The following is a 22297-nucleotide window of genomic DNA, read 5'->3' as shown; positions in this document are numbered from 1 at the left end:
TCCTATGGCAAATAGGTTGTAAAGGTTCCTTTTCTCTGGTAAAAACGATACGTAATCGCCCCTTGGATATCAGTACGGTATATCGTAATATTAGCCGCCCTTAATCGATCGAGCACTTCCTGATGGGGATGTCCAAATCGATTATGCTCACCAGCAGAAATTAACGCAATACTCGGCATTGTTTGATGAATGAAAGCTTCAGCGCTAGATGTTCTGCTTCCGTGGTGTCCCGCCTTAAGTACATCTATTTTTAAATGAGGATAGTTTTTGATAATTGCTTTCTCTCCTTCCTGGTCTAAATCCCCTCCAAAAAACCAGCTGACACCCCCTATTTGAGCAATTATGGAAATAGAACCGCGATTCCGTTCACCTTCAAAATTGTTTTCTGGTGAAACGATATAAAATTCATTTTCTCCACTGGTCCAATGATTTCCCTTTGAGACTTTAATTACAGGTATCCCTTTCTGTTTTGCCAAACTAACAATGGCACTTTCTGTATCCGAAGGATCGTGAACGGATGGCATTAGAATTTGATTTACTTTTATCTCCTTTAAAATGGAAAATGCCCCCCCAATATGATCCATATCACCATGGGTAAGAATAAGTTTATCGATCTTAGTAATGCCTTTTCCCTTTAAGAACGGAACCAACACATCTCGTCCCACTTCATACGGTTTTCCCTTCTCTTTCCAGCTTTCCTCCGTAAATTGCATCGTCCCGCCAGTATCAATAAGGTAGGTGCCGCTATTGTGTTGAAAATGAAGCAAAATGCTGTCGCCTTGTCCGACATCAATCATCGTTACTTCACCAAAAGGATTAAGAAAGTTCCACAAGGGCTGAAAAATAAATAACACGATCGTAATAGAAAATAGCTGCGCATTTCTTTTGAAAGTGGATCTGGATTCCCAAATACAAAAAATCCTGAAAAGAATGAGAATATAAATAATAAGGAGAAATAGGTTTGGCCTTCCTGGAACAAATGAAATAATGGAAAAGCCAGCCATAATACCAATAAGATGATTGAAAAAATTTATTATCAATAAAAATAGTGAGATTAGAAACGGCGGGGTATGGTGAAAAATGAGTTGAATGAAAAACAATAAATATAAACCCGGCAGGTAAACAAAAGAGAAAAGCGGTATGTATAACATATTAGCGAAAATCCCAATCATGGACATACCGAAGTAATGATACAGTATAAAGGGAAGTGCCGCCAATTGAGATATGATTGACGTAACCAACATCTTTGCCCCATTTGTGAGATAACCTTTAAGAATTGAACTAGATGACAAAATAATCACAAAGCTTACGGAAAAGGAAAGCTGAAAACCGATATCAAAAAGAACCAGCGGACTAAAAAAAATATAAATCATAAATGCCAAACTTATAGCATCAATCGGCAGAAGCTTGAGACTTCCTTTCCATTTATCCGTGATTAAAATGAATAAGATCATAAGTGCTGCCCTTATAACCGACGGAGATGCTCCAGTTAAGATTACATAAATCGGAATCACTATAAGCAAGAAATCCAACATGAACTGCCGGGTTAAACCTATTCGAATGCCTATATAAAAAACCATTCCAATAAGCAAAGAGACATGCAGCCCTGAAATAGCTAATAAATGGACAATTCCCGTTTGTTGATAATCCCCAAGGAGTTGACTGTCAAGCATATTTCTATCACCAAAAATTAACGCTGATGACAGTGATGCGATTTCAAGCGGAAAATGTTTTTCAAGGTAGCGTTCACCCATAAAACGAAGCTGTTTAATTATGACTGTGGCGGACTGATGAACTGGAGCGCAATTCTGAAGGGGACTTCTTTGGATTTCAACTATCCAAAAGATTTCTTTAGCGGTTAAATAATTGCGGTAATTAAAGCCATTAGGATTTTTGGCCACTTTCGGTTTTTCCAAAGTGCCAGAAGCCTTGCATATATACCCATAAAAACTTTTACTATGCAACAGGTTTTTTTCTTGTTCGGATTGGATGTAATAGCGGATTAATATTTTCTCTTTATACCGTTGCTCGAAAGCCTGAACCTGCAACAAATCGCCATCAATTTTGGGATCTTGAGTATATTCAAGCAAAAAGGCTGTTTCTGTTTCTGGAATCTTTGTTTTGTTTTTAATAACAGCAGAATGTCCAGCGAAAAAAAATATAAGAACAATAGCGATCAAAAGCAATAGTTGTTGATTGTTAAATCTCTTGTATTTATACAAAACATAAATATAGGTTACGGTTAAAAGAAAAAAAGGAAGAAATTCACTTAGTACGCTTAACTCCGCTATAAAGGCAGCAATGGCAAAATACACATATTTTCCGTACATTATTTTTCTCCAATTTGAGGGGATTTATGAGGAAAGAGATTCGCCGGCGTTTAAACCGGCGATATTTGAGGATTATTGATTAACCTTTCGAAAATCGATAAATGATTCAGTTAGCTCTACTTTTTCTACCTTTACATTTGCTTGGTCAAATAATTCGATGGCATGAGGGTGATTCTTATAATCCTCAGCATAATAGACCGTTTTAATGCCCGCCTGGATAATAGCCTTACAGCATTGTAAACACGGAAAATGGGTGACATATATCTCAGCATCTGCTGTTGGGACACCAAACTTGGCACACTGCAAGAGTGCATTCATTTCCGCGTGGATAGTTCTAACACAATGGTTATCGATTACATAGCATCCTTTATCAATACAATGGTCACCGCCAGCAATCGATCCGTTGTAGCCTCCGGCAATGATTCGTTTATCTCTGACAATTGTTGCCCCCACTGTAAGACGGGTACATGTGCTTCTTAGTGCGAGCAAATGACTTTGTGCCATAAAATATTGATCCCAGGAAATCCGTTTCATTTTCTCCCACTCCCTTGAAAAAGAAATCTTTTTATTAAAGTGTAAACGGCTTGTACGATTTGGTCAATTGGTGTATTTAATGAACATCGACCAAATCCTTTAACTTTTCGAAGGTTTTATCGCCAATCCCGCTTATATTCTTTAAATCCTCTACCGCTTTAAAAGGGCCGCTCGTGTTCCGGTATTCAATGATTGCGGCTGCCTTTGAAGGTCCGATTCCCGGAAGGTTTTGCAATTCATTTTCATCGGCTTTATTAAGATTAATTTTCCCCTCTTTTTGAGCCCCATCGCCGGATAAGGCTGTACCTCCCGAAGATACTGGTGCAGCGCCCGCCTCCCCCTTCGCTGGAATATAGATAACCATTTCGTCCTGGACATGCTCAGCAAAATTCACCTGTCCCTGATCAGCTTGGTCTGTTAATCCGCCAGCTCGGCTGATAACATCAATCACCCTTTCACCTATGTTGGCTTGATAAACCCCAGGCTGCTTAATTTGTCCCTTAACATCCACCATAATTTTATCAGGCACTTTCGATTGTTTTTCCTGCTGATTATTTTCCCCTTCTTGTTCGTTTGTTTGAGGGGGTGTGTTTTCCAATCTCACGGTTTGGTTGGATGTAGACGAGGCATCATTACCCATATAGAAGAAATAATAAAGTCCTCCAAAAGCAATGATTGCAGCAAGGATAACATATAACTTGTGTTCATTTAACCAGTCTTTCAATTGGATTCATCCTTTCTAAAGGTATATTTCACTATTGGTTTTCATATTGTTATAAGAGAATCTTTCATGTGAAGGAGGGTCGTATCAATGAATATAGGCATCATCGGTACCGGAAATATGGGGACGATTTTAGTCGAGGCTTTGATTGATGGAAAAGCAATCTCCCCTTCTTCAGTAATGATTACAAATAGAACAAAGTCAAAAGCGATGCTGCTTAAAGAAAAATATAAAAATATAAAAATTGCGGCGAATGCAGTGGAAGTTGCGGCAGAGTCCGATTTAATATTTATTTGCGTGAAACCATTACAGATTTTTAAAATACTTGATGAGATAAATTCCTATTTAAGCAAGGAAAAATGCCTCGTTTCCATAACAAGTCCAGTCAGTACAAGCCAAATTGAAAAAAAAGTTTCATGTTCCGTCGTCCGAGTAATCCCAAGTATCACAAATCGGGCATTGGCTGGGGTTTCATTAACTACCTTTGGAGAAAATTGCAGTGATTATTGGAAAGTAGAAGTTGAAAAATTAATTACGAAGATATCTGTGCCAGTTTCAATAGATGAAAAAATTACGAGAGTTGCCTCTGATATTGTTAGCTGTGGGCCTGCATTCTTCAGCTATTTACTTCAGGGTTTTATAAAAGCAGCGGTGAAAGAAACGGAAATTGATGAAGAAACAGCGACAATATTTGCCAGTGAGATGGTCGTGGGGCTCGGTGAATTGTTAAAACAAGGTCATTATACCTTACCGTCACTTCAGGAAAAAGTTTGTGTAAAGGGCGGGATAACAGGTGAAGGAATAAAAATATTGGAAAATGAGGTTGGCGATATGTTTGAACACCTATTTCAAGCCACACACGCGAAGTTCAAAGAAGACCTTTCAAAGGTAGAGGGACAATTCTTTAATAATTAATTCGCCAAATTAAGACAAAATCCTTCTATATTTTTATAAAAAAGCCATCTTTTTTTAAAAGATGGCTTAAATTATTTTTTCCTAGCGGTAAAAAAGATTCTTTCGGAATGATCCTTTGGAGCAAAATCTTCAAAATCATAACTAATTTCTAATATGTCGAAGCCAGCATCACTCAACCAATTCGAGTATTGTTGAACAGAATAGGTCCGTTGTAAATGAAGCTCATCATAACGGTCATATTTCCCCGATTTTTCATCCAATACAAAAAAGCTAAGCTCATGTTCCACACTGTTAGGTTTTTCACCAAGGAAACTATTCCAGATATATGACACGTGGTCATCACTATGAGCAAACGTCTGATTGATAAAAACCTCGGTCATTTTGTAGATCGAGTGCACATCAAAAATAAAAATTCCAGTTTGACTTAAATGCTGGTATACATTTAAAAAGGTATTCTTTATCTCATCCTCTGAATCAAGATAGTTCAATGAGTCACAAAAAATACCGATCACATCAAATTCTCCATGGCCCTCCAAATCAGCCATGTTTTGTTGAAAGAAAGGAATCTTTATTCCGGCTTTCTCTCCTTTTGTATGAGCGACAGCCAGCATATCAGCAGACAAATCAACACCAGTCACTTGATAGCCCTCCTCTGCAAAACGGACCGAAAGCTCTCCCGTCCCGCAAGCTAAATCAAGTAATCTTATTGGCCCTTCGCTAATACCATATTTTACAAGTTTATCTTTGACAAACTGGACCCACTCATCATACGGTGCATCCTGCATCAGTTCATCGTAAAGATAAGCGAACTGTTCATAGCTCATGAATTTAGCTCACTGCGGATATCTTCTAATGGAGCATCGCCCCATAAGCGTTCTAGATTATAATAACTTCGTTCATCACGATGGAAAACATGGGCCACAACATCCCCTAAATCAATCAATACCCATCTAGCTTCATCAAAACCTTCTATCCTTTTAACATCATACCCATTTTCCTGCGCTTTTTCTTTCATCTCTCTGGCAATAGCCTGAACTTGTTTATCCGAATTTCCATGGCAAATAATAAAGTAGTCCGCAATTAGGGAAATTCCCTTCATATTTAATGCCATTATATCCTCTGCCCGCTTATCATCTGCGGCCTTTACGGTAATCTTAAGTAACTCATGTTTATCCATTAATCAATCCTCCAAATTTTTTATTAGGTCATTATACGTATGAAAAGTATCCGGGTATACCATTTGATTCTTTTTCATTAAAAATACAATTGTATTTTGAACCGCTTTAATTAATGCTTTATCTAAGCTTCCTTGTGCCATTTCCCTTACCTCATCGACCCCTGGAAAATGTCTTCCCGGTTCAATATAATCGGCCAAATAAATAATTTTTTCAAGAAGTGTCATTCCCGGCCTGCCGGATGTATGGTAACGGATTGCATCCAAGACATCACGGTCCGATATGCCTGCTTCCTTCTCAACTAAATATGTACCAACAGGTGCATGCCAAAGTTCAGCATTATATTCGAGCAAATCCTGCGGAAAACCCTTTGCAGCAATAATATCTTTCATTTCTTCCTTTGGACGAAATTTTGCATAATCATGAAAAATCGCCGCAAGTTCAGCTTTTTTTTCATCTGCACCATATCGATTAGCTAAGATAATGGCGGTTTCCATTACCCCTAAAGTATGCTGGTATCGATGTTCGGTTAATTGTTTCTTTACTAACTGTAAGGCCCTTTCACGTTCCATATAAATGTTTCTCCTCAATATAAGAAATAACGGAATCTGGCAGTAAATAACGGACCGTCTTCCTGCTTTTTATTCTCTCTCTGATCATGCTTGAAGAGATATCCAACGAGGGTACGTCTACATATTGGACAGGGTAATTGGTTTGATGGCTATAATGAGGCCGATCCACGCCAACAAATTGAACGAGCTTTACGAGCTCGTCAATGTTATGCCATTTAGGTAAATACTCAATCATATCAGCCCCAATAATAAAGAAGAATTGATGGTCAGGAAATTCGTTATTGATTAACTTCATTGTCTCAACAGTATAAGATGGACCCTCCCTTTCAAGTTCAATGGACTGAATTTGAAAAGCATGATTATCTCCTAAAGCTAACTGAAGCATATGAAGCCGATCTTCATTTTTTACTGAATCAGATTTTTTCTTGTGTGGAGGCTCCTGATTTGGCATAAACCAAATCTCATCTAGCTGAAGTGCGAAAAGAACCTCGTTTGCAATCAAAAGATGTCCGAAATGCGGCGGATCAAAAGTACCGCCTAAAATCCCAACTTTCTTCATGCTCCACCGCCTTCATTTTATGGAAGAGTAATTTGCTTCTTTTCCACTGATTCCTTGTAAAGGACAATAGTATTTCCGATAATTTGCACGATTTCCGCACCAGCACCCTCAGCCAGCTGCTCGGCAACTACGTTTTTGTCTTCTTCACAGTTTTGCAAAACGCTCACTTTAAATAGCTCTCTCGCTTCAAGAGCATCTGTAACCTGTTTAATCATATTTTCATTCACTCCGCCTTTTCCTACTTGAAAAATAGGGTCGAGGTGGTGTGCCTTTGAACGTAAGAATCTTTTTTGTTTACCTGTTAACATGTTTTTCCTCCTAGTTGGTTTAACACATTTTCCCGCATTCTTTCAGCATCGGGAAAAATCCCGGTCCATTTTTCAAAAGCAAGGGCTCCCTGAAAAACAAACATATCGATGCCATTTTGGATGCTTGCTCCTATTTCTTTTGCTTCCTGCAAAAATAGGGTCTCAAGCGGGTTATATATTATATCACATACTAATGCTTGTTTCTTTATATTTGTTACGTTTAAGGGCAATTCCGCAATTTTTGGTGACATGCCAATCGTCGTGGTTTGGATGATTAAATCATATTCCTCTAAGTTTCTGCTAGCCTCATCCAATGTATAGGCGCTCGATGAAGTGCTGTATGGGCAAGCTTCAATTAGACCAGAGGCCTTTTCCACCGTACGATTTGCAATGTCTATTGCCAGCGCTTTTTCCTTAGCTAAAGTAAAATAAATCCCTCTTGCAGCGCCGCCTGCTCCAATAAGTAAGACTTTCTTACCTTCTATAGAAGGCATGTACAGCTCTAATCCCCTTAAGAATCCAGGTCCATCTGTATTGTATCCGATTAGTTTGCCTCCATCATTGACAACCGTATTAACTGCTCCAATATTTAAAGCCAATTCCTCTACTTCATCGAGGAAGGGAATAATGGCGCTCTTATGCGGGACCGTTATATTAAATCCGCCCACCCCAAGTGCTCTCAATCCTTTAACAGCATCCTCCAAGTCATCATTCTTGACATGGAAAGGCAGATAATGAGCATCAATTTGATAATACGAAAATAAATCATTATGCATAATGGGAGACATGGAATGTCCAATTGGATCCCCTAGTACTGCAAATAATTTCTTCATTTATATCTCCTCATCCCACATTTATCTTTAAATTAATGATTTTCGAATTAGCGTTTGAACTCCCTTAGGTACGTAAGCAACAACTTTTGCCCCTGGCTCATTCACCGTTATCCAGCCAAGTCCCGAAAATACAATGTCTGTCTTAGCATCTTTAATAATAAATTCCTGTTTAACGAGTTCAGGGAACGAACCTAGTTGCTCTTCTCGAGGAGGGGTCAGCATTTCTCCGACATGCTTTTCATACAGCTCAGTGGCATTTTCCGTTTTGGTTCTATGAATATTAATGTCATTGGAAACATAACAAACAAAAGATCTTCTTCCTCCGCTTACATAATCAAAACGGGCAAGTCCGCCAAAAAACAAGGTTTGGCCCTCATTTAATTGAAATACCTTTGGCTTTATTTCCTTTTTCGGTGTAATCACTTTTAAATCCTTTTTATCTACAAAATGAGCCATTTGATGATGATTGATGATTCCTGGTGTATCAATTATTGCTTTTTCATCATCTAAAGGAATTTCAATAATATCTAAAGTAGTTCCAGGAAAGTGAGAGGTGGTAATAACATCCGCCTCCCCTGTCACCTCTTTAATAATTCTATTAATAAACGTGGACTTACCAACATTTGTACAGCCAACAATATAAACGTCCTTACCATTACGTATATCATCGATCGCTGCTGCAGTTTCTTTAATATTCAAGCCTTTTGCAGCACTAACAAGGAAAACCTCCTCCGCCCTCAGGCCAAGTTCGCGGGCTTCTTGTTTCATCCAGTGAATTAATTTATTATGCTTAACCGATTTAGGTAATAAATCAACCTTATTTCCTACGAGCAGAACTTTGTTGCTTCCTACAAAACGGTGCAATCCAGGCAGCCAGCTGCCATTAAAATCAAATATGTCGACAATCATGACGATTAAAGCATCAGATTTACCAATTTCATTTAAGATTTTTAAAAAGTCGTCGTCCGTTAAATCCACATCTTGAACTTCATTATAATGCTTTAAACGAAAACATCGTTGACATATAATTGTTTCCTTTTCCAAGGCGGAAGCAGGAGCAAATCCTATTTTCCCAGGATCTTCTGTTTGAACCTTTACACCGCATCCCATACATACATATTGTTGGTCAATCACAGCCTATTCCTCCCACTGAAGCATGCCTTTTTTGCGGAACCAATTCAAAATTCTGCGTTCTGCAAAACGGTTAAATTTTGTAAAAAAGCCGTCTGTCTGCGCTACAGGAACAACCAGTATCGTATGGAACCCGCTTCGGTTTCCTCCCAGTACATCCGTTAATAATTGATCGCCAATTACCACTGTCTCTTCTTTTTTTAGCCCCATTTGTTGCAGGGCTTTGTGAAAAGCAGGTCCCATTGGCTTTTTAGCTCGAAAAATAAACGGGATATTGAGCGGATCGGAAAAAGCCTTTACTCTTTCTTCATTATTATTAGAAACAATTGTGACAAGAATATTTTGTTTTTTAATTTCATCAAACCATCTGATTAAGGCCGGAGTCGCATTGGGGCGGTCCCATTCCACTAATGTATTATCCAAATCCGTGATAATCCCTTTAACTCCGCGTCCTTTTAATTGTTGCGGTGATATATCAAGAATGCTTTTCACATGTTCATCGGGTAAAAATTGTTTTAACACTAAGCTTACACCTCATTGATTTTTAAATAGACTAACATGGCACTTCTCATCATAACCAATTTTAACCTTTGATACAAAGAATAAATGTCATGTTCTTATTGTTCATCAAAACACGCCAATACATGAGATTCAAAAATATGGTGAAATGATTAAAAACAAAAAATATTTTTCGACAAATTTCAGCAATCTCAGACTCTGTGGATAACGTTATTAACATTATACCCATTGAGTCAGTCCATTTTCCTTCCCTTATAAACAAATTAATCACAAGTTATCCACTGGATTATGTGGATAATTAGAACGATTGTTCTACAGGAATAAATTTGGTAGATTTAGGGTACACCAATTGAACGTACTATTTTATGTTTGCGAATCGGCAAATAGAACCTTAATATTCAAATCGGAGGTGGATTCTGACGTGCGGAAACTGTCAGATGAATTATTAATCGAATCCTATTTTAAAGCAAGAGAACTAAAATTAAGTCAAGAATTTATAAATCTTATTGAATCCGAAATTCACCGACGTTCCTTATACAATAAAATCAAAATGACATCATAATGATCAAAACCTGCCCATTAAGGGCTTTTTTTTTTGTAAATCAACGGTACATGAAAGGTGACGTCTTGTTACGAACCAATTTCCTTTAGAACTCCTATTCTTTCCCCAACCTTAATTTCCTTAGGAGTATGTAGATTAGCGTCAACCTGGAATATGTCCTTTTCAAACAGCAAAACAACCGTGGATCCAAATGTGAAATACGCCATTTCAGCACCCTTTTCTAACTCAGATCCTTTATGTGTGGTCTCGATGGAATTAACAAACATCGCTCCAACCTTTACAATCGCCACATGACCAAATTCCGTTTTAACTTCCGTAATGACGCGGTAGTTTTTTGCAAGTGTTCGGACTCCGTATTTTAACCCTAATTTATTTACGGGATAGGATTTTGTACCGAGTGCCCATTGTTTTGTTACCGTTCCATTAACAGGGCTATGGATCCGGTGATAATGGCTTGGGCTTAGATATAGAATCATATATGTACCGTTTAAATATTTTGAAAGCAGTTCACGGTCCCCAAGCATCTCATCAATGGAGTAGGTCTTCCCTTTTACAATAATGTCACTTTTTTCATTGATGGGACCAACATCTTCAATGACAGCATCCACCGGGCTTGCTACGGAATCATAATCTTTATGAATAATCCTCGCTTCACTTTTCAAGGTTCTAATAAACAGATCATGAAGGGTTGGATATTCTGACAGTCCTTTATCCATTTCTTCTTGATTCAATTGATAGATTCTAGCGAAGGATGGTACGATTAACCGACTTACACGCGAACGCGCAAAGCTCTTTAATATGCGAGATGTCCACCTTCCATTTGTTAATTCAATCAAAAGACGATACATAGGTTGCAACATTAAATGACCCCCAAATAGTGTAAAAATACTCTTTACGAAAAAGCATAAAACGCTTAGAATTAAATAATATAGAATAAACTCAAGAAATGGAATTCCCTTCTGGCTTTTTAAAAAAGGAGTGATGAGGAGAAATGTTTTTATTGGACGTTTTGGATCAAACCATCAAAAAGCTTAAATCCCAAACAGCCAATGTTATTACGTTAACAAATTTATCATTGGGTGGGTTTGCAATTATTTTCGCACTTCATGCCAATAACCTGCGATTAAGCTTATTGCTTATTTTTATTGCAGCCTTGGCAGATCGTTTTGACGGCTTGATTGCAAGAAAGTTTAATATCGAATCAGAGCTCGGTAAACAATTGGATTCCATGAGTGATATTATATCATTTGGAGTGGCTCCTGCACTATTGCTATACCAGGGAGTTTTGCATGAATTCGGCGGACCGGGCACATTTTTCACTGTATTTTATATTGGCTGCGGCGCATTCAGACTTGCACGTTTTAACATTACCGAAAGCAATGGATATTTCACTGGTTTACCAATCACTGCAGCAGGATGCTTAGCAACCTTAAGCTTTTTGGCCATTAACTACGTACCATCCCAAACGTTCTTATTTATTATTATTATTCTATCCTTCCTAATGGTCAGCTCCTTCAAGCTTAAAAAAGTTTAATAATTCAGAAATACAAAAATGACTTGCTTGGGCAATAGCCAAGCAGGTTATTTTTTTTTAGACAATAAAATTTTCTGGACAGACACAATTTCCCGTTTTCTTCATAGGAATTAGTAATAGGCAGATGCCCAAAAAAAGATACGGGGGTGGAAGTAGATGTCTGGTATCTTGACAGCTCTTGGCTACTTGGTGAAAGAGTTTTTGTTTCTTGTATCTTATGTGAAAAATAATGCCTTTCCTCAACCCCTATCTGCTGCAGAAGAAAGGAAATATCTACGATTAATGGCAGAAGGGGATTCGCATGCACGCAATATGTTAATTGAACATAACTTACGCTTAGTTGCCCACATTGTCAAAAAGTTCGAAAATACCGGTGAAGATTCAGAAGATTTAATCTCCATCGGAACAATCGGATTAATAAAAGCGATTGAAAGCTACTCAGAGGGGAAAGGAACAAAACTAGCCACCTACGCTGCACGATGTATTGAAAATGAAATTCTTATGCATTTACGTGCGTTGAAGAAAACGAAAAAGGACGTTTCCCTGCATGACCCTATTGGTCAAGACAAAGAAGGGAATGAAATTTCTTTAATTGATGTATTGAAATCAGAATCAGAAGATGTCATTGATACAATCCAGTTAAATATGGAGCTAGAAAAAATAAAGAAATATATTGAAGTGCTTGATGATCGCGAAAAGGAAGTGATTATCGGACGCTTTGGCCTTGATTTGCAGAAGGAAAAAACACAGCGTGAGATAGCCAAAGAACTTGGAATTTCCCGTAGCTATGTCTCCAGAATCGAAAAGAGGGCATTAATGAAAATGTTTCATGAATTCTACCGGGCCGAGAAGGAAAGAAAGAAGAAAAGCTAAAGACATAGTTGAAAAAGAGCTGGGTTTACTCCAGCTCTTTTTTACCGTCTTTTAATAACATGTTCCATGTTTTTCCACCGTCTATAGATTGGTATAAATCATTTCTATACGTGGTGAAAGCAATTTGGTTTTGATTTTTTTGATTCACCGCTAAATAAGTAATTGGATTGTCATAATCAAGAAACGGAATCGCGATATTTGTTATGCCGCCAGTAGCAGGGTTCCAAGTTTTCAAGAAAATTGAATTGTTTTCAACACTGGAAAATAAAATTGAATCACCGTTAAACGTAAGGGCTGTAACCATGAAAGGATCCGTTATTCGTTTCATCGTATTTCCATTGTTAGTAGAATAATAAATTCCTGATCTAGTTGACATCGCCATGATATCCCCGTTAGTTGGGTGAACCGCCATCATTCCCAATGAATCCGCACCAAAATTTTGGAACACACTTTTTTTCCAAGTTCGACCGTTGTCTTTCGAATAATTGACGCCTTGGCTTAACTTATCATGCGGCTGTTCACTAATTACATAAATGGCATCACCTGAAAAACTTGCCGCCATAAAATAAAAATCCGTATCACCATAGAAGGCTAATTTTTTGAGGGATTTTCCTTTGTCACTACTTTGTACCAAACCAAGCGGGTCTTTAAGGCCTGTCCCTTTTTGCGGAATTCCACTTGATACAAAGCCTTTTTCAATTGCCTGAAAGCCAATATATTCATGTTTATTTGTAGTTGTTTTGTACCATGCTGAATTTTTCAACATTTTTAAACCATCATTAGAAGCAACATAAAGACTATTATCATTTCCTGGAATGCCAATTCCTCGTATATTTTCTAATTTAAATGATTTCACTTCGACAATTTCAAATTTCGTTTTATTTACAGCCTCATTCTTTGGTACTGCATTTTTTTGCTCGTTTCCGCTGCTGCAGCCGGCAAGAATCAATAAAATACCTGTTAAAATAACTTGTAATACTTTCTTTTGAATCTTCACTTTTTTCCTCCTGATTCTAATCCCTATCCATCCACTTATACCCCAGTCCCCAGACAGTTGTCAAATATTCATCAACTGGAAAACCAGTTTTTCTTAATTTTTCTCTTAGATTCCGCACATGAGAATCAACCGTTCGGTCTTCTGTCGGTGCAGCATATCCCCAAATGGTAGTTAACAAGTGTTCACGGGTAAATACTTTATTTCGATTCTGCAAGAAAAGTCCTAATATCGAAAATTCTTTAGGGGTAACAGGTACATTATTATCACGATAAGAAACTTCAAAGGAATCTTCATTTAAGGAAAGACCATTGAAGGCTACGACCCCTTTTATTCCATTCTTTCTTCTTAATATGGCTTCAATCCTAGCGATTAGCTCCTCTTCATCAAACGGTTTAGAAATATAATCATCCGCACCCATTTTTAAGCCCTTAACCACATCGATTTTTTCACTTCGAGCGGTTAACATGATGATGGGGATATCCCAATTTTTTCGTATCTCCAGGCATGCCTCCCAGCCATCCATTTCGGGCATCATTACATCCAATAAAATGAGATCTGCTTTTTCCTTCTCCAAATAATGAATCGCCTTTATAGCAGATTTCATTTTTATACACGTATATCCCTTTGGTGTTAAGTAGAGGGAAAGTAAATCTAACATTCTTGCTTCATCGTCTATCAGTAAAATTTTTTTCACGTGCTGTCCTTCTCCCCGATTAAATCTAAAATAAATTATACTACAATTGGATAAAAACAAATGTGAATTTCGTTTGGACAAAAGCGGACATACACTTCTGCCTATACAAGCACGGGCTAGGGCACATACCCTATTGTAAAAGGATAAAGGGGGGAATTATATGCCATATAGTTATCCATACCCGCCCGCCTTTTACCCTGTACCATATCCTGTGCCATATCCTATCGGCGGTGGAGGATGGTATGCACTCTTTATCGTCATCTTGATTCTCGTTTTAATTTTCGGCGGCTGGTGGTATTATTCTCGGTTTTGTTAGGATTCTTTGGCTTATACAATTTTGTATAAGCCGTTTTTGTTTCGAGAACCGAAAATATAGAATCTTTAAAAAAATATATTATAATGAAGAAGTACATATTCAAAGGAGGTACTTTTGATGACAGCTGCTTCATATTTAGATGTTTGGAATCTTGAAGTATTTTTTAAAGGAGGTAGTGCATCTCCTGAATTTGCAGACCACTTAAACCAAACCGCAGAATTAATTCAAATTTTCCAATCTAAAGTAAATAACTGGACACCACTTAATACTATGGAAGATCAAAAATATTTGCAGGAACTGTTGGAGGACTTTGAGCATGCTGCTAAAAAACTCCGACAGGCAGGAGCATTTGTCGCATGCCTTCAAGCACAAAATACCGAAGATAAAAAAGCCTTTAACCTTGAATCAAAAGTAACTAGCTTAAGCGCTGCCTTTCAATCAGCGCTAAGTGCTTTTGATAGTCTGCTTACATCCATAAAGGATGAAGTTTGGTCTCAATTGCTTTCAGATGAGACATTAAACGAACTTTCCTTTGTACTAACGGAAAGACGTGAACGTGCCAAAGAGAGACTTTCTAAGGAAGAGGAAGCGTTAATCAGCGCTCTGGGTGTTGACGGATATCACAGCTGGGGACAATTGTATGATTTAATTGTTGGAAAAATAAAAATTCCGGTTCAGGAGAATGGCGATGAGAAGCTTCTGTCTGTCGGCCAAGCGTTTAACAAATTTGCAAACCCGGACCGCAGCCTCCGAGCAGCTGTTTTTAAAAATTGGGAAAAAGCATGGGGAGACCAGTCTGACTTTTTAGCGAAAACCCTCAATCACCTCTCCGGTTTTCGTTTAAATGTTTATCAAAAAAGAGGCTGGGAAGAAGTCTTAAAAGAACCGCTTAGCATTAACCGAATGGAAAAGGAAACCCTTGAAGCGATGTGGACGGTCATTTCTGAAAATAAACAAAAGCTTGTAACCTACTTAGAAAGAAAGGCAAAGCTTTTAGGTCTTAAAAAATTAAGCTGGTTTGATTTAGATGCCCCATTCGGGAAAACTGCCTCAAAACTTTCTTATCAAGAGGGAGCTGAATTTATTGAACAGAATTTCGCACTTTTTGGCGAGAAAATGGCCGCATTTGCGAAAAAGGCATTCGAGGAGCAGTGGATTGAAGCGGAGGATCGGCCTGGTAAGGCACCTGGAGGATTCTGTACCTTCTTCCCTGAAAGTGATCAATCAAGGATCTTCATGACCTATTCAGGAACGCCTTCTAATGTTTCCACACTCGCACACGAACTGGGACACGGCTTCCATACGTTTGCTATGAAAGGTGTTCAGCATCTTAACCGCAACTATGCCATGAACGTCGCCGAAACAGCGTCTACCTTTGCCGAGATGATTGTAGCCGATGCTGCGGTGAAGAACGCAAAAGATCCAGAGGAAAAACTCGTCCTGCTGGATGACAAAATTCAAAGAACGGTAGCGCTATTAATGAATATCCATGCCCGCTTCCTGTTTGAAACACGTTTTTATGAAGAAAGAAAACAAGGTCCAGTTGCCGTGGAAAGATTAAACGAATTAATGCTTGAGGCTCAAAAGGAAGCCTACTGCGAAGCACTGGAAGAATATCATCCATTATTCTGGGCATCCAAACTTCACTTCTTTATTACGGGTGTCCCGTTCTACAACTTCCCATATACCTTTGGTTACCTATTTTCACTCGGTATTTATGCACAGGCTCTGGAGGAAGGAAAAGGATATGAAGAAAAGTATATTGCATTATTAAGAGATACAGCTTCGATGTCAATAGAAGATCTGGCAAAGAAACATTTACAGGTCGACTTAACAGAAAAGGACTTCTGGGAAAAAGCAGTCCAAATTTGCATGGATGATGTGGATGAGTTTTTAGAGCTAACCAAATAATTTGAATAATAAAAGCATCGGCCATAAATGAATGATGCCGATGCTTTTACTACTATTCAACACTTAATTCTGCTGAGATTACGCAGCCAATCGCCCCAGTAATGACCAAGGCCATCACAACCATGAACATTTTCTCCACCCCTTAAAATAGTTCTGCTTTTTCTATTTTGAATTTATCATATTTTCACAGTACTTATCTTTATGGGATGTGAACATTTTGTTAATTAACAAAACCTGCTATTAGCATAATGAATGAACTAATGATATCATTTTTTCTTTGATTTAAAAATTAGCGATATTAATAAAATATGCAGCGGCATTATCGTTACCTCCTATTGTTAATCACAAAGCTAGGTGGTATCTTTCATACCCCATAAGCTTGCTCCTCTTCCTTGCATTAGATAAATCATCTTTAAAACCACCTTTCTTTTCATGGACTTTTTAGTTCTTACATAAAACGGTGCATAGAGATTTGACGGTCTTTATTTTGTTCATACAGTTTTTCAACTAGTTCCTGTTGAACTGCTTCTTCAAGAGTCACATTTCGTTTCTTTATTGTTATCGAGAAAAATAATATATTTAAGGTCATTTCGTATCACTTCCTTTCATTTTTAGTTTAGGTGTTTGATTCCATTACATTTGATGGTACATGGATATTTGGCGGTCTTTGTTTTGTTCATAAAGCTTTTCAACCATTTCCTGGTGGACAGCTTCACGAAGATTCACTTGACGTTTTTTAAAAGTAATGGAAAAAAATAATATATTCAGGGTCATAATTAACCACCTCCTTTGATGTTTTATTGCCAGCTCTTCAACACAATTTACAATTTATGCAAGACATATCCAATTGGCGAGTAAAAAGGGCACAAAAAGGCCGCAAGAAGTCAGCTCCCTGCGGCCGGTTTTTTTAGACACAAAAATACCGCAAGGCGTCATTCTCCCTGCGGCATGGATATGTATTGTCACAAAATGCTAAGCAATCCATTCCAGTCTGGTCGAATGCGTGTTATTCAAATATTTAGATGATTTCGCGCCAAAGTATGTTAACATCATTTTATTCGACCTCCTTTTGGAATTTTTTACTTACTACGGTAATTATATCCATACACCCTTACTTTGTAAACCATTTTGAACAAATTTTTTTAAAAATAAGGAAATGGCCCTTTTAACGCAAAAAAAGTGCCCCCAATTTGGGAACACTTACTTTTTCTTAAAATCATTATAGCCATCTTCCATCTCTAGGAGCTTTATTTGATATATCTTCACTTGAAGAAAGAATAAAATAGACGCAGCTAAAAATGAAATGGCTGTATTGATCATCATATTTAAATCCAAGACAGTTTTTCCTGCATATGGGATTATCGCACCTAAATAGAAAAATATTCCGAAAGCAAATAAAGTCAGCGCAAACCGTTTGAAATCAGCTATTTTCTCAAAAAGACTTTTCAATTGCTGTTCCACTACCATCACCTGCTTCTCTTAAAATCTACTAACCTACTTTACCACAGAAAACAGCGTTAAACAGTATGTAAATATTAGAAAAGGTGTCAGGCACCATGTGAAAATTTCACATGGTGCCTGACACCCATTGTTACGTTAATACTATTCTAATGCTTGTGACAGGTCCTCGATTAGGTCTTCTACGTCTTCGAGGCCTACTGAGATGCGGACTAGGCCATCGGTGATACCTAATTCTGCTCTCCGTTCAGCTGGAATGGATGCATGTGTCATTCTTGCTGGAACGGAAATTAAACTTTCAACAGCACCTAAACTTTCGGCTAAAGTAAAATATTTTACTTTGCTTAAAAGTTTATCTGCATTTTCCCCGCTTCCGACATCAAATGAAACCATACCGCCAAAACCTCTGGATTGTTTTTTAGCTATGTCATGATTTGGATGTGTTTCTATGCCTGGATAGAATACCTTTTTCACTTTAGAATGCCCTTGTAAAAACTCCACAAGTGCCTTTGTATTGGATTCAGTTTCTTCCATGCGGATGCCTAATGTTTTGATTCCTCTGATTAACAGCCATGAATCCTGAGGCCCTAATACACCGCCAGTTGAGTTTTGAACAAAATGAAGGTCTTCAGCCAGCTTATCACTATTAACAACCACTAACCCGGCTACAACATCACTGTGTCCGCCAATGTATTTCGTAGCACTATGCAAGACAATGTCTGCTCCAAGTTCAAGAGGATTTTGCCAGTAAGGTGTTGAAAATGTATTATCAACAATCGTTAAAAGGTTATGTTCTTTAGCAAGCTTGGCAGCCGCTTCAATATCCGTGACTTTTAAAAGTGGGTTTGTCGGTGTTTCTAAATATACTGCTTTTGTGTTTGGACGAATTTCACTCTTAATATTTTCTAAATTACTTGTATCAACAAAAGTGGAATCGATTCCGAAACGGTTCAAAACCTTAGTCATAACTCGGAATGTTCCTCCGTACACATCGTCTGTTAGAATGACGTGGTCACCACTGTTTAACAGCATGATTACGGCTGTAATTGCTGCCATACCGGAGCCAAAAGCAAATCCTGCTTTTCCTCCTTCGATATCTTTAATCAGTTCTTCAAGAGCATTTCTCGTTGGATTGCCGGTTCTTGAGTATTCGAAGCCTTTGTGGCCGCCGACACCTTCTTGCTTATACGTACTTACTTGGTAGATTGGAAACGATACAGCACCTGTTGCCGGGTCTTCGCTAATACCGCCATGAATTAACTTCGTTTTTCTTTTCAAACTAAATGCCTCCCTCAAAAATTTTTTTGCTTAAATATCGTTCGCTTCCATCAGGGAATATCACTACAATATTTGTTCCTTGCTTTGCTGTTTCCGCTTCTTTAAGCGCTGCATATAAAGCCGCACCGGAAGAACTGCCAACCAGCAGGCCTTCTTTTGCAGCCAGTTCTTTTACAAGGTGAAAGGAATCGACGTCCATCACAGTATGAATGGCATCAAAGTAATCTGTATCCATAAACGGAGGCAAAAATTCCATCCCAATCCCCTCAGCTTTATGTGGTCCTGGTTTTCCTCCGTTTAAAATTGAGCCTTCCGGTTCAACTATGACGGTCTTGATTTCTTTCTTCTTTTCTTTTAAATACCGCGAGGTCCCCATAAAGGTTCCGCCAGAGCCTGCTCCGGCGACAAATATATCAATCTGTCCGTTCAGTTGCTCCCACAATTCCGGCCCAAGTGTTTTATAGTAAGTATCAGGATTCGCTGGATTAGCAAATTGCTGAGGACAAAAGGATCCTGGAATTTCCTCTAAAAGTTCCTGCGCCTTGGCTATAGCACCTTTTATTCCAAGTTCTGTTGGGGTATTTACAATCTTGGCACCAAGGGCCTTCATGATTTCCTGCTTTTCCATACTGAACTTTTCCGGTACACAAAAAATAACCTGTACTCCTTTGTTTATTGCCGCAAGTGCCACGCCAATACCTGTATTTCCGGCAGTCGGCTCGATAACTGTTCCACCTTGCTGCAGCTTTCCGGATTCAAATGCATCTCTTAAAAGCTCTAGACCAAGTCTATCTTTAACACTGCCTCCGGGGTTCATGAATTCCAGCTTCGCAAAAATGCGAACGCCTTCAGGCAATGGAAATTGAGTAATCTCGACAACTGGTGTGTGCCCAATTAATTCATGTACGTTCTTATAAACCTTCATTTTTACACCCCTAGTTCCTATCTTAAAGCTTCCACCATTTTCATAACCAGCGTGGCAGAATTGGTTGCGGCTTTATCAATAAATTGATCAAATGAGATTTCCGACTCTTTACCAGCGATATCGGAAAGGGACCGAATGATCACAAAAGGAACACCAAAGCGATGAGCGACCTGAGCTATCGCCGCCGCTTCCATTTCCACTGCTTGAAGATCTTTAAACTTCTCTCGGATAAAATCTACTTTAGCTGGATCCTCCATGAAAGAGTCCCCCGTAGCAATTAAGCCTCTGACGGTTTGAAATCTGTCTAATTCTTTTGCAGCAGTTTCTGCTACCCCAATTAATTTATCATCAGCTTCGAAAGCAGCTGGAAGCTGAGGAACCTGGCCATACTCATATCCAAACGCTGTTACATCGACGTCATGATGGCGAACCTCAGTGGAAATGACAGCATCACCTACATTTAACGAAGGATTAAGTCCTCCTGCTGAACCGGTATTGATGATATAATCAGGCTTATATTTATCAAGCAGTATGGTCGTTGATATTGCTGCGTTCACCTTACCAATCCCCGAACGCAAAAGAATTACCTCTTCTCCATGCATTTTTCCAAACGTAAATTCACAGCCGGCAACAGTTTCCTGTGTTTGATCCGCGATATTATCTCTTAAAAGAGTCACTTCTTCTTCCATGGCACCGATGATGGCAATTTTCATTTTTTTACCTCTTTCTTATTGTTTCACGCCTTCCATTACCCAGACAAAATCGTTGAAGCGCGTAAAAGTAACGCTAAAACCGTTTTTCTTTAAAATATGTTCTAAAAAGGGAATTGTTGTATAATACTCCGTTTCCAAATCTTTTGCCAGGTTATGAAAGCCATTATTTTATGCTTCTACAATTGCATTATTATAATCTTCCTCAGATTCATACATCGTATCCGCGAACACTATTTTACCACCAATAGAAAGAAGTCTGCCATATAAAGCTTGCGCTTCCGTTTTTTTATTGAAATGTCTAAAATAAAAATGAACAGAAAGGATGATTTATATGATGAATTTCCAGTTTGACCTCATTGAGGATAAAGTTGAATTTTATGAGGCCAATAACCTTAAAACATTACAAAAAAAGATTGAGGCACAAATAGAGGAAAATAAAGCGATTATGCTGGGAGTTCATTCGGTTTCCCATCAAATGCATGTAAATGAAAATGGACAAACCTATTTTACTGCTGTCGTTCATTTTAAAAAGAAATAGGATGGTGCCAATAATTGGCCCATCCTTTTATAGTTTTTACTTATTGTGAAAGTTGTTCTACTTTTGTTGGCATCCAGCCTTGGCCTTCGACCCATTTAATATAAACTCTATACTTCTGTTTAGTGTCTTTGGATTCAATCGTTCCTACTGAGGCATTTTGCGTTGATTTATCTCTTCCTAGCCAATATACCGTCATATTACTTTTATCAATTCCTGTTGCATAGGACATTGCAGCTAGCATTTCCTGCCAATCTGCAGAATTTTGATCATATACCGGGGTATGTTCACCTGATTGAGCTGTGCCTACAGGCTTCCATGAAGGATTTTCAACTGATTGTGAGACATCCGATGAACTTCCGCCTTCTGTGACGACTGCCTGTGAGTCATCTGGCTGTTCAGCTGTTGCAGCTTCCTCACTTTGATCCTCCGATTCAGTATCTGCATTCTTGGATGATGTATCATCTTCCTCTTTTGAAACATTCGCTTTTTTCTCTTTTACTTCCTTGTGCTTTTGTTCCGTATTTTGCGTTTCCTTTTTCGGCTCAGCAGCATTGTCATCACCTGAAGCAAAAATATTATATGCCACAAAAATGATTAACAACAGCACAATGATAATTAAACTATTTAAGACGAGATTCGTCTTTTTTCTTTTTGTACGGTTACCAAAGCGCGAATTTTGATTAAGCTCATTACTCAATTTGAATCACTCTCCCTAAAAATTAGGCTCTCAATATTCTAACATGATTTGATAGGAATTTTAAAGGAAAAACCTCCCACCCAACTTTACATTAGGCAATGAAACGAACTTTCATTTACCGCGAGAACCATTTTTTCTCCCGCTCGGGCAATGAAACGCCTTTTCATTTACCGCGGAACCCATTTTTTCTCCCGCTCGGGCAAT

Annotated in this window: 27 protein-coding genes and 1 pseudogene; 7 read left to right on the top strand and 21 right to left on the bottom strand. The window is 38.3% G+C overall.

What is annotated here, in order from left to right:
- Positions 1 to 2: 2 nt before the first annotated feature.
- The 3 genes and pseudogenes from V7161_RS15225 to V7161_RS15215 form a co-directional block, all read right to left on the bottom strand.
- On the bottom strand, positions 3 to 2330 hold the full coding sequence (locus tag V7161_RS15225) for a DNA internalization-related competence protein ComEC/Rec2 (protein ID WP_335713840.1): 2328 nt from the start codon (positions 2328 to 2330) through the stop codon (positions 3 to 5).
- 87 nt (positions 2331 to 2417) lie between these two features.
- Positions 2418 to 2864 (bottom strand): annotated as a pseudogene (locus tag V7161_RS15220) (ComE operon protein 2); the annotation flags it as partial.
- A gap of 76 nt (positions 2865 to 2940) precedes the next feature.
- A complete protein-coding gene (locus V7161_RS15215; protein ID WP_335713838.1) occupies positions 2941 to 3588 on the bottom strand; it encodes a helix-hairpin-helix domain-containing protein in 648 nt (215 codons plus the stop codon).
- A gap of 87 nt (positions 3589 to 3675) precedes the next feature.
- On the opposite strand from V7161_RS15215, the gene comER reads away from it, so the two are divergent.
- Positions 3676 to 4500 (top strand): late competence protein ComER, encoded by an 825-nt coding sequence (comER, locus tag V7161_RS15210; protein ID WP_335713837.1) that lies wholly within the window; start codon positions 3676 to 3678, stop codon positions 4498 to 4500.
- Between the two features lie 71 nt (positions 4501 to 4571).
- Here comER and V7161_RS15205 read toward each other — a convergent pair whose 3' ends face one another.
- Genes V7161_RS15205 through V7161_RS15170 form a run of 8 tightly spaced genes read right to left on the bottom strand, consistent with a single transcriptional unit; the run spans position 4572 to position 9600 of the window.
- Positions 4572 to 5324 (bottom strand): class I SAM-dependent DNA methyltransferase, encoded by a 753-nt coding sequence (locus V7161_RS15205; RefSeq protein WP_335713836.1) that lies wholly within the window; start codon positions 5322 to 5324, stop codon positions 4572 to 4574.
- Positions 5321 to 5677: a ribosome silencing factor gene (rsfS, locus tag V7161_RS15200; protein WP_223591280.1), complete on the bottom strand. Its 357-nt coding sequence runs from the start codon at positions 5675 to 5677 to the stop codon at positions 5321 to 5323. The genes V7161_RS15205 and rsfS overlap by 4 nt, the downstream gene beginning before the upstream one ends.
- A 3-nt stretch (positions 5678 to 5680) precedes the next feature.
- Entirely contained in the window at positions 5681 to 6247 is a 567-nt protein-coding gene (gene yqeK, locus V7161_RS15195; RefSeq protein WP_335713835.1) for a bis(5'-nucleosyl)-tetraphosphatase (symmetrical) YqeK, read from the bottom strand.
- A complete protein-coding gene (locus V7161_RS15190; protein WP_335713834.1) occupies positions 6237 to 6806 on the bottom strand; it encodes a nicotinate-nucleotide adenylyltransferase in 570 nt (189 codons plus the stop codon). Before V7161_RS15190 ends, yqeK begins: the two co-directional genes overlap by 11 nt.
- 17 nt (positions 6807 to 6823) lie before the next feature.
- Positions 6824 to 7114 carry a ribosome assembly RNA-binding protein YhbY gene (gene yhbY, locus V7161_RS15185; protein WP_335713833.1) on the bottom strand — a complete coding sequence of 97 codons (291 nt, stop codon included), beginning with the start codon at positions 7112 to 7114 and terminating at the stop codon, positions 6824 to 6826.
- A complete protein-coding gene (gene aroE, locus V7161_RS15180) occupies positions 7108 to 7947 on the bottom strand; it encodes a shikimate dehydrogenase (RefSeq protein ID WP_335713832.1) in 840 nt (279 codons plus the stop codon). Before aroE ends, yhbY begins: the two co-directional genes overlap by 7 nt.
- A 27-nt stretch (positions 7948 to 7974) precedes the next feature.
- Positions 7975 to 9057 carry a ribosome biogenesis GTPase YqeH gene (gene yqeH / locus V7161_RS15175; RefSeq protein WP_420491625.1) on the bottom strand — a complete coding sequence of 361 codons (1083 nt, stop codon included), beginning with the start codon at positions 9055 to 9057 and terminating at the stop codon, positions 7975 to 7977.
- Between the two features lie 27 nt (positions 9058 to 9084).
- Positions 9085 to 9600 (bottom strand): YqeG family HAD IIIA-type phosphatase, encoded by a 516-nt coding sequence (locus V7161_RS15170; protein WP_223591274.1) that lies wholly within the window; start codon positions 9598 to 9600, stop codon positions 9085 to 9087.
- A 418-nt stretch (positions 9601 to 10018) separates the two neighbouring features.
- Here V7161_RS15170 and V7161_RS15165 point away from each other — a divergent pair, with 418 nt between their 5' ends.
- On the top strand, positions 10019 to 10159 hold the full coding sequence (locus tag V7161_RS15165; protein WP_223591272.1) for a sporulation histidine kinase inhibitor Sda: 141 nt from the start codon (positions 10019 to 10021) through the stop codon (positions 10157 to 10159).
- Positions 10160 to 10227: 68 nt separating this feature from the next.
- Here the strand turns inward: V7161_RS15165 and V7161_RS15160 are convergent, their stop codons facing one another.
- Positions 10228 to 11019: a phosphatidylserine decarboxylase gene (locus tag V7161_RS15160; RefSeq protein WP_335713830.1), complete on the bottom strand. Its 792-nt coding sequence runs from the start codon at positions 11017 to 11019 to the stop codon at positions 10228 to 10230.
- 131 nt (positions 11020 to 11150) lie between these two features.
- Here V7161_RS15160 and pssA point away from each other — a divergent pair, with 131 nt between their 5' ends.
- Both pssA and sigK read left to right on the top strand, forming a co-directional pair.
- Positions 11151 to 11693 carry a CDP-diacylglycerol--serine O-phosphatidyltransferase gene (gene pssA / locus V7161_RS15155; protein ID WP_223591269.1) on the top strand — a complete coding sequence of 181 codons (543 nt, stop codon included), beginning with the start codon at positions 11151 to 11153 and terminating at the stop codon, positions 11691 to 11693.
- 156 nt (positions 11694 to 11849) lie between these two features.
- Complete coding sequence (gene sigK, locus V7161_RS15150; protein ID WP_335713829.1) at positions 11850 to 12566, top strand: RNA polymerase sporulation sigma factor SigK; 717 nt, start codon at positions 11850 to 11852, stop codon at positions 12564 to 12566.
- A 25-nt stretch (positions 12567 to 12591) separates the two neighbouring features.
- Here the strand turns inward: sigK and V7161_RS15145 are convergent, their stop codons facing one another.
- Together V7161_RS15145 and V7161_RS15140 are read right to left on the bottom strand one after the other, a co-directional pair.
- Complete coding sequence (locus tag V7161_RS15145; RefSeq protein ID WP_335713828.1) at positions 12592 to 13563, bottom strand: F510_1955 family glycosylhydrolase; 972 nt, start codon at positions 13561 to 13563, stop codon at positions 12592 to 12594.
- Positions 13564 to 13579: 16 nt separating this feature from the next.
- A complete protein-coding gene (locus V7161_RS15140; protein ID WP_335713827.1) occupies positions 13580 to 14257 on the bottom strand; it encodes a response regulator transcription factor in 678 nt (225 codons plus the stop codon).
- Positions 14258 to 14417: 160 nt separating this feature from the next.
- Here V7161_RS15140 and V7161_RS15135 point away from each other — a divergent pair, with 160 nt between their 5' ends.
- Both V7161_RS15135 and V7161_RS15130 read left to right on the top strand, forming a co-directional pair.
- Complete coding sequence (locus V7161_RS15135) at positions 14418 to 14573, top strand: hypothetical protein (RefSeq protein WP_335713826.1); 156 nt, start codon at positions 14418 to 14420, stop codon at positions 14571 to 14573.
- Between the two features lie 117 nt (positions 14574 to 14690).
- Entirely contained in the window at positions 14691 to 16484 is a 1794-nt protein-coding gene (locus tag V7161_RS15130) for a M3 family oligoendopeptidase (protein WP_335713825.1), read from the top strand.
- Positions 16485 to 16932: 448 nt separating this feature from the next.
- On the opposite strand, the gene V7161_RS15125 is transcribed toward V7161_RS15130, so the two are convergent.
- From V7161_RS15125 to mtnN, 6 genes are all read right to left on the bottom strand, one after another.
- Complete coding sequence (locus V7161_RS15125) at positions 16933 to 17073, bottom strand: YrzI family small protein (protein WP_335713824.1); 141 nt, start codon at positions 17071 to 17073, stop codon at positions 16933 to 16935.
- Positions 17074 to 17117: 44 nt separating this feature from the next.
- Positions 17118 to 17258, bottom strand: a complete 141-nt coding sequence (locus V7161_RS15120) for a YrzI family small protein (protein WP_335713823.1) — start codon at positions 17256 to 17258, stop codon at positions 17118 to 17120.
- A gap of 426 nt (positions 17259 to 17684) precedes the next feature.
- Complete coding sequence (locus tag V7161_RS15115; RefSeq protein WP_335713822.1) at positions 17685 to 17945, bottom strand: YrhC family protein; 261 nt, start codon at positions 17943 to 17945, stop codon at positions 17685 to 17687.
- A gap of 141 nt (positions 17946 to 18086) precedes the next feature.
- The gene (locus V7161_RS15110) at positions 18087 to 19220 is read right to left on the bottom strand and encodes a bifunctional cystathionine gamma-lyase/homocysteine desulfhydrase (RefSeq protein WP_335713821.1); all 1134 of its coding nucleotides are present in this window, start codon (positions 19218 to 19220) and stop codon (positions 18087 to 18089) included.
- Between the two features lies 1 nt (position 19221).
- Positions 19222 to 20145: a PLP-dependent cysteine synthase family protein gene (locus V7161_RS15105; protein WP_335713820.1), complete on the bottom strand. Its 924-nt coding sequence runs from the start codon at positions 20143 to 20145 to the stop codon at positions 19222 to 19224.
- A gap of 17 nt (positions 20146 to 20162) precedes the next feature.
- Positions 20163 to 20858: a 5'-methylthioadenosine/S-adenosylhomocysteine nucleosidase gene (mtnN, locus tag V7161_RS15100; RefSeq protein WP_335713819.1), complete on the bottom strand. Its 696-nt coding sequence runs from the start codon at positions 20856 to 20858 to the stop codon at positions 20163 to 20165.
- 334 nt (positions 20859 to 21192) lie between these two features.
- On the opposite strand from mtnN, the gene V7161_RS15095 reads away from it, so the two are divergent.
- A complete protein-coding gene (locus V7161_RS15095; RefSeq protein WP_335713871.1) occupies positions 21193 to 21396 on the top strand; it encodes a DUF2536 family protein in 204 nt (67 codons plus the stop codon).
- 40 nt (positions 21397 to 21436) lie between these two features.
- Here V7161_RS15095 and V7161_RS15090 read toward each other — a convergent pair whose 3' ends face one another.
- Positions 21437 to 22093 (bottom strand): DUF1510 family protein, encoded by a 657-nt coding sequence (locus V7161_RS15090; protein WP_335713818.1) that lies wholly within the window; start codon positions 22091 to 22093, stop codon positions 21437 to 21439.
- Positions 22094 to 22297: the final 204 nt, after the last annotated feature.

This window comes from Neobacillus drentensis, from assembly GCF_036965425.1.
GTDB lineage: Bacteria > Bacillota > Bacilli > Bacillales > Cytobacillaceae > Neobacillus > Neobacillus drentensis_F.
This window is presented reverse-complemented; position numbering and strand designations above follow the sequence as displayed.